At 57.2% G+C, this 12,376-nt stretch carries 9 protein-coding genes; 4 read left to right on the forward strand and 5 right to left on the reverse strand.

Annotation, left to right across the window (positions count from 1 at the left end; all coding sequences use genetic code 11):
* Window positions 1–71: 71 nt before the first annotated feature.
* On the forward strand, window positions 72–2,111 hold the full coding sequence (locus ACR0FB_RS04505; RefSeq protein WP_480620221.1) for a bifunctional aldolase/short-chain dehydrogenase: 2,040 nt from the start codon (window positions 72–74) through the stop codon (window positions 2,109–2,111).
* Window positions 2,112–2,156: 45 nt separating this feature from the next.
* On the opposite strand, the gene ACR0FB_RS04510 is transcribed toward ACR0FB_RS04505, so the two are convergent.
* Window positions 2,157–3,392 (reverse strand): MFS transporter, encoded by a 1,236-nt coding sequence (locus ACR0FB_RS04510; protein ID WP_480620223.1) that lies wholly within the window; start codon window positions 3,390–3,392, stop codon window positions 2,157–2,159.
* 148 nt (window positions 3,393–3,540) lie between these two features.
* On the opposite strand from ACR0FB_RS04510, the gene zapE reads away from it, so the two are divergent.
* Window positions 3,541–4,608, forward strand: a complete 1,068-nt coding sequence (gene zapE, locus ACR0FB_RS04515; protein WP_171636208.1) for a cell division protein ZapE — start codon at window positions 3,541–3,543, stop codon at window positions 4,606–4,608.
* Between the two features lie 64 nt (window positions 4,609–4,672).
* Here the strand turns inward: zapE and ACR0FB_RS04520 are convergent, their stop codons facing one another.
* The 4 genes from ACR0FB_RS04520 to ACR0FB_RS04535 are packed head-to-tail and all read right to left on the reverse strand — an operon-like array spanning window position 4,673 to window position 10,918.
* Window positions 4,673–5,947, reverse strand: a complete 1,275-nt coding sequence (locus tag ACR0FB_RS04520; protein WP_171636209.1) for a bifunctional folylpolyglutamate synthase/dihydrofolate synthase — start codon at window positions 5,945–5,947, stop codon at window positions 4,673–4,675.
* Window positions 5,944–6,873, reverse strand: coding sequence for an acetyl-CoA carboxylase, carboxyltransferase subunit beta (gene accD / locus ACR0FB_RS04525; protein WP_480620225.1), 930 nt, complete (start codon window positions 6,871–6,873; stop codon window positions 5,944–5,946). The genes ACR0FB_RS04520 and accD overlap by 4 nt, the downstream gene beginning before the upstream one ends.
* 60 nt (window positions 6,874–6,933) lie before the next feature.
* Window positions 6,934–7,818 (reverse strand): CPBP family intramembrane glutamic endopeptidase, encoded by an 885-nt coding sequence (locus ACR0FB_RS04530; RefSeq protein WP_171723943.1) that lies wholly within the window; start codon window positions 7,816–7,818, stop codon window positions 6,934–6,936.
* Window positions 7,811–10,918: an ABC transporter transmembrane domain-containing protein gene (locus ACR0FB_RS04535; protein ID WP_480620227.1), complete on the reverse strand. Its 3,108-nt coding sequence runs from the start codon at window positions 10,916–10,918 to the stop codon at window positions 7,811–7,813. The genes ACR0FB_RS04530 and ACR0FB_RS04535 overlap by 8 nt, the downstream gene beginning before the upstream one ends.
* A 252-nt stretch (window positions 10,919–11,170) precedes the next feature.
* Here ACR0FB_RS04535 and ACR0FB_RS04540 point away from each other — a divergent pair, with 252 nt between their 5' ends.
* Both ACR0FB_RS04540 and ACR0FB_RS04545 read left to right on the forward strand, forming a co-directional pair.
* The gene (locus ACR0FB_RS04540) at window positions 11,171–11,932 is read left to right on the forward strand and encodes a DUF6478 family protein (protein WP_480620228.1); all 762 of its coding nucleotides are present in this window, start codon (window positions 11,171–11,173) and stop codon (window positions 11,930–11,932) included.
* 11 nt (window positions 11,933–11,943) lie between these two features.
* On the forward strand, window positions 11,944–12,303 hold the full coding sequence (locus ACR0FB_RS04545; RefSeq protein ID WP_480491138.1) for a hypothetical protein: 360 nt from the start codon (window positions 11,944–11,946) through the stop codon (window positions 12,301–12,303).
* The last annotated feature ends 73 nt before the right edge of the window (window positions 12,304–12,376 follow it).

The raw sequence follows: 12,376 nt of genomic DNA on the forward strand, positions 1-12,376 counted from the left end.
TTGTTTAGCACAGTCTTGAATTGTGCAATCGCCCACGCGGATCATGCACCCGCTTAACTTGCTGAGAATGAATGATGATTGAAAACTGGTACAGGGCCGACGAGGCACGGAAATGGCGTGACCGGGCCGGAACAGCCCCCGCAGATCAGGAACTGGGCGAACGTGTCTATACCTCGCGGCTGATCGGTCAGAACCCGGACCTCCTGATGCACGGGGGAGGCAACACGTCGGTCAAACTGGAACGCCCTGATCTGTTTGGCGATCCACAGCGCGTTCTGCATGTCAAGGGATCTGGGTGGGATCTGGACAGCATCGAGGCACCGGGCTTGCCGGGTGTGTGGCTAGATCCTTTGATGAAACTGCGCGCATTGGACCATCTGTCAGATGCACAGATGGTCAATGTTCAGCGCGCCAATCTGTTGGATTCGAGTTCTCCGAACCCCTCTGTAGAAACTCTGTTGCATGCATTTTTACCGCACAAATATGTGGATCATACGCATGCGACACCCTTTCTGGTGCTCGCCAATCTGCCAAATGCCGAGGACGTCTGCCGCGAGATTTTTGGCGACCGACTGGGCATTGTGCCCTACATCATGCCTGGCTTCGGGCTGGCCAAAAAGGCGGCCGAGGTATTTGACAAAAACCCGAATGTCGAAGGGCTTCTGCTGCTTCAGCACGGACATTTCACGTTCGGCGCGACGGCGCAGGAAAGTTATGACCGGATCGTGGCGCATACCAACGAGGTTGCTGCCTATTTCGGGATGAAGGACCTGACGACAATTGGCCGTCGCGATCCGGCTGAGAATCTTGAGGTATTGCCGATCCTGCGCGGGGTCATCGCCGAAGTGGCGGCCCAACGGGATGACCCGATGCCGATTTTTGACCTCCGCAACGGGCCGGATGTCATGCAGTTTTTCGATCGTCCGGATATTGATTCATTGGCCCAGCGGGGCATGGCGTCGCCGGATCACGTATTACGGACAAAAGGCTGCCCGCTTGTATTGCGCGCGTCGGATTTGTCTGGGGGGCGGTCTCGGATCAAGGCAAAGGTCGAAGAGTTTGCCAAAGACTATCGGGCGTATTTTGAACGGCAGGCGCCGCAGGCCGACGAACGCAAGAAACTGCTGCCTCAAGACCCCAAGCATGCGTGGATCGAGGGCGTGGGGATCCTGGGAATGGGCCCGAACGCAAAGGCTGCCTCGGCCGCGGCAGATCTTGCGGAACAAAACCTGCGGGTGCGATCAGTGGGCGAAGACGCGGGCGGTTTTTTTCCCATCAATGAAAAAGATCGCTTTGATTGTGAATACTGGTCCTTGGAACAGGCGAAGCTGGGCAAAAGCTCACCACCTCCGCTTCAGGGCAAGATTGTGATGGTGACCGGTGGTGCAGGGGCGATAGGTCTGGCAACCGCCAAGGCCTTTGCTGATGCCGGTGCAAATGTCGTTCTGGTGGACCGGGATGAACGGGCGTTGGCCAAGGCCAAATCGACCCTTGGCACATGGCATTCGACATATGCCTGCGACGTAACCGAGAGAGGCGCCGCAGATGCCGCGATTGCGGCGGCGATACACCGGTTTGGTGGGATCGATGTAATGGTATCGAATGCCGGGTCGGCGACTTCGGGCGCTTTGCTGGATCTTGGTGACGACGAATTCCGCGCGGCTTTTGAACTGAATTTCTTCGCGCATAAGGCATTTGCGACACAGGCTGCCCGAGTGATGCAAGCTCAGGGCCGCGGCGGTCAGATCCTGTTCAATATCTCCAAACAGGCGATCAACCCGGGCCGGAACATGGGGGCCTATGGTACGCCAAAAGCCGCCACACTGTTCCTGTTGCGCCAGTTGACGCTTGAATTGGCCGAATACGGAATCCGTGTGAACGGGGTGAATGCAGATCGAATTCGGTCTGGCCTACTGACGGATGGGTTCATTCAGGAACGCGCTGCCGCACGTGGCGTTTCCGAGGAGACCTATATGTCAGGCAACCTGCTGGGCCGCGAAGTCGAGGCGAAGCATGTCGCGAACGCCTTTGTTGCGCTGGCGCTGATGGAACGCACCACCGGTCATGTCGTGACGGTGGATGGCGGCAATACCGAGGCCGAACTTCGGTAACGCCTTTGCCCGATTGGTTCCCTGCCTGTGGCGTGTCGATGTGCCTCAGGCAGGAACTGCTGACCGGTTCTCGCGGATCGGCAGGTGGACTATGGCGCTGAAGGCACCGATCGCGACCCCGATCCACCAAACCATGTTGTAGTCGCCATACTGGTCATACATGCGTCCGCCAAGCCAGACGCCCAGGAAGCTGCCGATCTGGTGGCTCAAGAAGATAAAGCCATAGAGCGTTCCCATATAACGCAGACCGTATAGATGCGCGACGAGCCCCGAGGTCAGCGGCACGGTGGCCAGCCAAAGCGATCCCATCACCAGCGAGAACACGATGACCGTAATGGGTGTGATCGGGAGCACGATGAACAAAGCCGCTGCAATCGTCCGGCCCGTATAAACCGCTGCCAGAAGGTATTTTTTCGGAAAGTGGTTGCCGGCCCAACCCGCCAGTAGCGTGCCGCCGATATTGGCCAGACCGATCAATGAAATCGACACCGCACCAAGTGCGGATGTAGAGGTGATCCCGATGGAATGCAGTACGCCTCCGGGCTGGATTGGTCCACACATCTCGGCCACGAAAGCCGGGAAATGCGCGGTGATGAAGCCCAGCTGGTATCCGCAGCTGAAAAAACCCAGAAATATCAGCGCATAGGAAGGGTCGCGGAACGCCTTTCCCAGAATCTCGCTCATGCTTTCTTGCATCTCTGCCTTCGAAACGGGCTGTGGTGCACGCATGAAGGGCAAGGTCAGCACAAGGGCAAGAATTGCCGCGGCAAACACGACAAAAACCTGCTGCCAGGGCAGGAAAGTCAGCAGCCATTCAGCGGTCGGCGCCCCCAGAACCTGCCCAAAGCTGCCCGCAGCAGTAACGATGGCCAGCGACATGGACCGGTTTTCATCGGTGGACGCGCGTCCGACAACCGCCAGAACCACGCCAAACCCGGTCCCGGCGATGCCGAAACCCACCAGCCACGCGTATATCTGATGCTCGAACGGTGTAACGGACCACGCCGTCAGCACCATGCCAGCCGCGTACGTGAGAGCGCCGAGGATGATGGCTCGGCGGTCGCCCACCTTTTCGGAAATCGCCGCAAAGATCGGCTGCCCGATGCCCCAGGCCAGGTTTTGAATTGCAATCGCCATCGAGAAATCGGTCCGCAGCCAGCCGAACTCATCGGCTATCGGAATCTGGAATACGCCGAACGACGCACGAACGGCGAAGCTGACCGTGATGATGATACATCCGACAATCAGAATCGGATTCAACAAGCGGGCGGATCGGGGCATGGGACCTCAGGCGTTACGTCCGAAGGACCGTATTACTTTTGGTGTCACCGTCAATTCAGCAGATTTGCGGTCACGGATAAACAAAATTGATGTGTCGCCAAAAATGGCTTCTTTTCAACGGCCGAGGCGACGGGTAAGGCTCGGATTCATGACGGATCTTATTTCGCTTTACGAGGCCCGCATCGCGGACGGAACGCTGACACGCGACGACGCGCAAGAGGCCGTTCTGCCCCAATTCGAACGCATCCGGGCGGCGCTGTCCAAGCCGGTCAAACGCGGGCTCTTCCGCAAGGCGCCTCCGCCACCCAAAGGGTTGTACCTGTGGGGCGGTGTCGGGCGTGGGAAATCCATGCTGATGGACATGTTCGTCGATACGCTGGGCAATATCCCGGCACGACGCGTGCATTTTCACGCTTTCATGCAGGAAATTCACGCTGGAATGCACAAGGCCCGGCAACAGAATGTCGAGGATGCCCTGGCACCGGTGGCGAAAGAGGTGGTCAATTCAGTTCGCTTGCTCGCGTTTGACGAAATGCAGATCACCGACATTACGGACGCAATGATTGTCGGGCGGCTGTTTGACTTGTTGCACGAAGGCGGCGTGGTCGTGGTTACCACGTCGAACAGGCATCCCGACGATCTGTACAAGGATGGGCTGAACCGGCAGCTGTTCCTGCCGTTCATCGCGCATATCAAAGAGCAGTTGCAGGTGTGGGAATTGGTGTCGCCGACGGACTATCGGCAGAACCGGTTGGAGGGTGCCCCGGTCTATTTCACTCCGATTGGCCCAGAAGCCCGGCAGAAGATCAGAGAGGTCTGGACAGATCTTGCCGGTGGACCCGCTGATCCGCTTGTGCTGCACGTCAAAGGCCGGGCCGTTGAATTGCCCGCCTTTCGCAACGGGGTCGCGCGGGCTTCATTCTATGATCTGTGTGGCCGCATGCTTGGGCCGGGTGATTATCTGGCGATCGCCGAAGAGGTAAAAGTGCTCGTGCTTGAGGACATCCCACGCCTGTCGCGCAACAATTTCAACGAGGCCAAACGTTTTGTCACCCTGATTGATGCGCTTTACGAAGCCAGGGTGCGTTTGATCTGCTCGGCTGCAGCGGAACCCGAGATGCTGTATGTCGAAGGCGAAGGAACCTTCGAATTTGAACGCACGGCATCACGCCTGCGTGAAATGCAGGATCAGGATTGGGGGCGACAGGGACACTGATCCGCCCGTATCGCCCGCACCCCATCCAAGACAGTGTCAGCCAGATCATGAGGTTGGAACGCGCCTACGCGTTTTCTTGCAGAATTTTCCCAGCCAGATAGAGCGAGCCGCAGATCAGAACCCGCGCCTGCGGGTCATTGTCCGCAATCACTTTCAATGCGTCCGCCACGCTGTCGGCGGTGGATGCGGGAAGGTTGACCCTGGCCGCAGCCGCAGCGGTTTCTTCCGCGCTGAGCGTTGCGGTCTCACCCGGAATGGACACGGCTGTCAGACTTGTCGCTTTCTCTGCCAGAGGTGCAAGATACCCTGTCACATCCTTGGTGTTGAGCATGCCGCAGATCATGTGCGTGGGTTTTTGCGGCAGGTTCGTCAGTACATCCGCCAACGCGATTCCGGCGGCGGCGTTGTGACCACCATCCAGCCAAATCTCGGCATGCGGCGCCTGATCGACAAGCGGGCCGGATTTCAGACGCTGCATTCGCGCCGGCCATTCGGCCTTGGTCACGGCAGCTTCGTATGCGTCGTCGCCCATGTTCAGATGGCGCAGAACAGCCAACGCTGCGCCCGCATTCTGAATCTGATGTGCGCCCAGAAGGTTGGGCAGAGGCACATCCCGTAAACCGGTTTCGTCCTGATAGATCAGACGCCCGTTTTCTTCCTGCACGTGCCAGTGCTGACCATGAACCAACAAAGGCGCACCCAATCGGGCGGCCGTGTATTCGATGACCTCAAGCGCTTCGTCCTGTTGCGGGCCGACAATGCACGGAACGCCGGGCTTGATGATGCCCGCTTTTTCCGCCGCGATCTTGCCCAAAGTATCACCCAGGAACTGTTCATGGTCGATGGATACGGGGGTAATAACCGTGACGGCCGGGTTTTCGATCACGTTTGTGGCGTCCAGGCGCCCACCCAGCCCGACCTCGAGCAATGTGAAATCTGCCTTGGCGCGGGAAAAGGCCAACAGGGCGGCGCATGTTGTGATCTCGAAATAAGTGATGTTTTCGCCGCCATTCGCAGCGTAGCATTCATCCAGAACCGCCGTCAGTTCTGGCTCCGAGATCAGCTCTCCGGCCAATCGAATACGTTCATGAAAACGGGCCAGATGCGGCGAGGTATAGGCGTGTACCGAGCGCCCTGCCCTTTCTAGACCCGCTCTGATCATCGCCTGAGTCGAGCCTTTGCCGTTGGTCCCGGCAATATGAATGACCGGCGGCAATTTCAACTGCGGATTGTCCAATGCCGCCAGCAGACGCCAGACACGGTCCAAGGTCAGATCAATGATCTTGGGGTGCAGCGCCATCATCCGGTCGAGGATGGCGTCGGACGTCCTGGCCGTCATTTCTGATCTGTCTCTTCGGCGGGGAGTTCTGTTGCGTCGGTTGGTTCCGGTGCCGGCAGATCGCCCATGATCGCCGGCGGCAGATTCATCAGCATCCGCGTGATGGTAATCAGTTCATCGCGCATTTCGGTACGTCTGGTGACACGGTCCAGCATCCCGTGATCCAGCAGGTATTCGGCGCGTTGAAAGCCTTCGGGCAGTTTTTCGCGGATCGTCTGCTCGATCACGCGAGGTCCGGCAAAGCAGATCAGCGCATTGGGTTCCGAGATATGGACATCGCCCAGCATCGCATAAGACGCAGTAACGCCACCGGTTGTCGGATGAGTCAGCACCACGATATATGGCAGGTTGGCTTCCTTCAGCATCTCGACTGCCACGGTGGTGCGCGGCATCTGCATCAGGCTGAGGATACCTTCCTGCATACGGGCGCCACCGGCTGCCGAGAACAGGATCAGCGGCCGTTTGAGTTTTACCGCCTCCTGCGCGGCGGCGATGATCGCGTTGCCGACATACATGCCCATCGATCCGCCCATGAACGAAAAGTCCTGCGCGGCGGCCACAATGGGGGTGCGGCCAATTTCACCCAAGGCAACCAGCATGGCTTCCTTTTCGCCGGTCTTCTTCTGCGCTGCTTTCATGCGGTCGGGGTATTTCTTCTGATCGCGGAATTGCAACGGGTCCTCTTTTGGCGCGGGCACTTCAAGTTCGGTAAAGATGCCGCCGTCAAACAAGTGCTTGAACCGCTCACGCGGTGTGATCGCCATGTGGTGGTCGCACTGTGTGCAGACATTCTGGTTTTCCGCCAGCTCGCGATGGAACAGCATCGTTCCGCATTCGTCGCATTTGTGCCAGAGGTTTTCAGGCACTTCGCGGCGTGAGAAGATCGAGTTGATCCGGGGGCGGACGTAGTTTGTGATCCAGTTCATGTCGGAACCTTGGCTTGTGCGGTGTTGACGTCAAATAGGACGCCACGGAAGGAATTGCAATCAACGCCTGAGCGCAAGTCGCGCGGCCAGCCAGCAAACGAACATCACGGCAAGGTCCACCAGAAGCCAGGGACGAAGCTGTTCGGCATCAGATGCATCAAACGGAAGGGTGAACAGCGCCAGTCCGTTCAGGTTGTCGGGCAACGAGATGAACAGCAACGCAATGATGTTGTTGAAAAAATGCAAGGCGATAGCTGGCCCCAATGTTCCCGCCCGTGCCGTTAGGTCCGATGTCAGCAGACCGAAAACGCAAGCCCACAGCGCAATCAGCAACGCGTTGTCGCCAGCCATGTCCGGTGTGTAATGTCCAATTGCAAACAGGATGGATGGTACCCCCATCCAGATGACAGGCGATTGGAATCTGGCTGCCAGGGTTTGCTGAATATAGCCTCTGAACAACAGCTCTTCGGCGCTGGTCTGCACCAGAACAACCAAGGCCGAAACCGGCAAAAGAAGAAGCCAGGTTGACAATGGCAGGTTCTGCGACAGAGATCCGCCAAAGCCATAAGGCGGCAGAAGGAACCCGACAACGCCCAAAATAAGAAGTGCTTTCAATACTTTAAGGAATTGGCCCGCAGCCAGTCGGTACCCGCCCACGATGGACACCAAAGACCTGTGCTGAACCTGCCGCGCGGCGACGGCCACGCCCAGAATGATGAATCCGAAACTGGCCAACAGCAACAGCAGCGCGAGGGGTGAACCGCCCAACAGAAGCGTCTGCGCCCAGTTTTCCGGACCCATCCCGGCAACCACGGTAAAAAATACCATGTTCAGAACGCTGACCAGCACGGCAACCAGCAAGAGCCCCAGCAACAGGCGCCAGATTTCCGGTTTGCCGCGTGCGGTTTCGACCAGATGGTCATGAGCGGAATATGCTTTAGGCATTTTCACCCGTGCTTTCCTGAATCGCCTGATCCGAAATCGTCGGGAGCAGCTCCTCGGGGTTCTGCGCCGCATTGATTCTTGTGGACAACGTAGTCAGATATCCGGCAACAGTCTGTAGCAATTGCGTAGCAACCGAAGCGTCGCTTTCGACCACGGCACGCAGTTCCTCGGCGCCGATACGCAGGAACCTGCAATCTTCGGTGGCGACCAGATCCAGTTGTCTGGGCTCTCCTGTTATGATCGAGAGATCACCGATCAGCCGCCCGGGTTCGATGATCGAGATCGGGCGTTTTTTTCCATCATCCGTGGGCCAGTCCAGCCTGGCCTGCCCTGAGACGCACAGATACGCCGCGTCGGGCGCCTGACCACGCGAGAAAATGACTTGCCCCGCTGCTGCTTCGTACCATTGCGCTGAGAACGCCAACAACCGCTGGTTGCGGCCATCCACGCCGGAAAACAACTCGGTCGCCGAAATGATTTCGAGCTTGCGGCTCAGATCGTCCGACGTGCTGTCTTCTTGCGGGGATTTGGATCGTGACACACCATCGATACGGCCATCCTTGATTTCCACAAACAGATCATACGCTTCGGGATGTGCAAAGTGATCTTCCATAAAGATCATAATGGAATCCGGCAACAATTCCCGCAGTTTCAGGCGAGTGCGCAACCGGCTTTCGGAATCGTGACTTGCCAGGGCCCTGTCCAGAATCAGGACGTCAGGCCGTTTGATACCCGCGCGTGAGAATGCGGCACGCTCCTGAAAGACGGTCGGCAGATTGTTCCCGCCCAGGCCTGCTGGCAGATCGTAGATGATGGCAGCTGCACGGCGTCGCAGGCCGGCTTCGTTCATGGCTTCGGCCACAACGTCTTCTATTTCGTCCGCGTGTGCACCGGCCATCAACGAAACCCGGCCGTAGATCGCATTTTCCATCGCGGTCAGACGTGGCACATAGATGTCCGGCGCAACTGACATGAACATGCCGCCCATCGCGTCCAGCAGCCGCTTGGCCTGACTTTTGCGGATGGCAAGAATCTTTTCCTTGTATTCTTCCGGGAAGTTTGGGCCGATCTGCTCGGCCGTCAACAGGAACGGTACCGTCAATAGCAATGCGCGCTCCTGGTCGCTCACGGCCATATCACCCTTGGCTTTGCGCCGTTCTTCGATATCCAGCAATTTGTGATACATGTCCTTGGACATGCCAAGCCTCAGGAAAAGCGGGTGATCCGCCCCGTCCCGCCCGAAGGTCTTGCTGAGCGTGTCCATGACGGCCTGAGAAATGCTGATCACGTCGTCAACCAGATCATGGGCGCTGAGCATCTGAACGAACCGTTCGTCACCCGCCAGTATATCCGGAGAAATGTCCTTGGATGGCGCCGCGAACAACAAGTTTCCGCCCAGCGGAACTGCCGGGTTAAAGCGATCAGGGTCGAAACGGTACACATATCGATCAAGCCCCTTTTCTGCCAAGCGCTCGGCGATGGTCCCTCGTAAATTGACAACTTCCTGTGCCAGGACCGGGTGAATTTCCGGGTCGAACTGCGTACGCAAAGTGCGGCGGAACATGAACTCGTCGATGCCCATCGCTTCCACCAGCTGGAACCACCAGTCACGTATGTCGTCGATATCGTCAAGACCGGCGAGACCCGGGTCAATCCATTCATCGTCCAGAGAATCCGGTGAATTTCCCGCACGGACAGCTTCGATTTGCCACCGCGTCGGGGCCCTGAGCGTATCTGCTTGATGTCGTGGATGCGTGCGCAAAGGCATCATGAGGTTGTCGCCCAATGTGCCGTCAAACAGGTAAGGGCGCGAATAGGCATAGCCGATCCGGGCCGCGATGACGGCCTGATGCAGACCCCGCAGATTATGCCCCGCTATTATCACCTCACCCTGAGCCGGCAACACCTCACGAGTCAAAAGCTGTCCCAACGCACTGCGTTCCGACGCCTGTCCAGACTGAATTGCGACGCGCGCGCCACGCGGAATGGTCAGATCAAGATCTTCGAGAACGGTTTTCCCATCGCTGTCGCGAACCGTCACATTTCGCAGCTCGATGTCGCCAGTCAGACGCGGGATGGTTTCAGGTTCTCCCTCGAACAGCTCTTCCGGTATCATGTTGTTCGGCGCAAATCTCTCGGTGACGATTTCCCACCGCAAAGACATGTCCTGTACCTGATTGTAATAGGTCAGTAGATCCTTCCATGGGCCGCTCAGATCCTTGTAGGCGCCCAACGCGGCAACCAGCGCACCTACGGTCACCTCACCGGTAATCGCCAGATATCCTCCCACTGAATAAAACAGGAAGGGTGTCATCTGAGTTATCAGGTTGTTGAGGAACTTCATGAAGAATTTTTTGTTGTAGATCTTGAAACGGATCTCGAACAGTTTCCCTAGCCGATGGCTGAATTGCGCAAGGCGATAGCGCCACCCTCCGTTGGTACGCAGATCGCTGATACCTGCCGCAGTTTCGCCGATCTCCGAGCTCAGACGTCGAACTTCCTGAATGCGGTCCTTGTTTAGAAGGTTGATTTGCCGCTGAAGCTTGGGGATCAGCCAGGCCTGAAGCGGGATCAGCGCGATACTGGCAAGTCCGAACCAAACGCTTTGCATGAACAGGAAGGTGACGATCGTCATCATCTGGCCGAACTGGAAAACCGGCTGCGCGATGGCATCCCCCATCAGGCCACCCATCGGTTCGGCCTCGGACGTGATCATCGATACCAGCTCACCCTGGCTGGTGGTCGCAAAATAGGATTTCGGAAACCGCATCGACCGTTGAAACAACGTATAGCGCAGGCGCCGCAGCATGCGCTCGGCAAGGACGCCCTTCATCGTGTTGATGCGCATCTTCATGACACCGCTCACGATCACCGTCGCCAGGAACGCAACACACAGTATCATTAGATACTGAACCTGCGTCACGGTGAAGTTCCAGATGGTTACCGTGTCACCCGGCGCGCCGATTGCGTCATTGATGATCTGTTTGGGAAGTTCCAGCGAGGCGTAAAGAAACGGGAACGACAGGACCGTCAGCAGAAGTAGAACAAGTTGCTGTTTCTTCGAATATTTCCAAATGAAGGCAAATAAAGTGGACTCCATAACCTGGCCTTGTCATGCGCTAAACTGTTGTGTGGCTGTTCTTGGGATGACCCACTTTGCAGGAGCCAAACGGTAAGCACTGACCCGGTACATTGCAAGAATAGACCGGTTCAGTTTCAGCATGTTGCGCCTATCCAAATTGTGGTCAGACCCCAACAGGAAAACACAAGGCTTCGATAGCAATTCCGTTATTACGGTTTTGTTCATGCCGTTGTCCTTGACTAAGGCCGGGCATTATCGGACGACGTGGCCATGGGCAGGATTCTGGATCGCTATATTCATCGCAAGACTCTGGGGCGCTGGCGTCGGGCCGCGCATCAGGCGCCGTATGCCAGCCAGGCAGATTTGCGCTTGCAACGGGATCAGGCCCGCAGTTTGCGCAGGCATCTTGATCATTTAATTCAGCAGGCAGACAGTCGCTTGATCCGGCCGACGATTGGGTCCACACAGTTTCCCAAACCCGTCGGAACAGACTGGAGCTGCCGTCCCGACCTATGGCGTGCGCCCCTCACGCAACCGGGTGTGGCTTCGGCACCGCGAAAGACCGTCCTGGACAGTCAGGTCAGCGTGTTCCACGATTGCCCGTTTTCTGAAATTGCCGTGCGGCAAGTCCGAAACAGAGAGGACAGAGATTTGGCTCCGTTCAGTCTCGTGATCGAGGCTTTCAGCTTTGGGGGGTCCTTCCTGTCCGTTTCGGTTGAATTGCCTGAGGACGCTGCAATTCACCTGACGCACGAGCATCTTGTCAGGCTGGAAACCCTGATCGAGTGTGAAAAGCCATCGGGCGTTTTCGCGCGCCTCAACATTCAGCACGGGCCCAATATGGAACAGGTGTTGCGACGCCTTGATCCCGGCGAGGTATCAAAGGCCGTGGATTTTGATCTGGCGCATCTCCCCCTGAATGAGCGCAGGATCGAAAAAATCTGGCTGGATTTGATTTTTGAAACGCCCGAGATGAATCGCATGGTGGTGCGGGATCTTACGTTTTGCCGTTTTCATCGCGCCGATTTGTGAGAAGATCAGTCATGACGCAGACCAAGCTAACCTTCATACGGTTCGAAAACGGAATCTGGCAAGGTCACATTCAAGCCAGCAGTACGCCTAACCCCGAGGTAAGCTATCAGGGCGAAACCCTGAACAAAGTTGACCTGTCGCCCGCAGAAAACGGATGGGACTTGCGCATACAGGTGCCTGTTGCAGCCCTATCCGAAGGCGTGCACACGTTCGTCGTTGCAGATGCAGCCACGACCGAGAAACTGGGAAGCTTCACGGTGATTGCCGGTGAGCCCGCCGCAGATGACTTAAGGGCCGAAATTGATTTGCTGCGGGCTGAACTGGATATGCTGAAACGCGCTTTCCGCCGAATCTGCCGCGACGACCCCTGATCCGTTCCGGCTGGTTTTCCTGTCAATCTTTCAAAATTCGTGCATCATTGGCGTTTTCTGAACGGATCGCGCC

Source organism: Ruegeria sp. P10, from assembly GCF_056534925.1.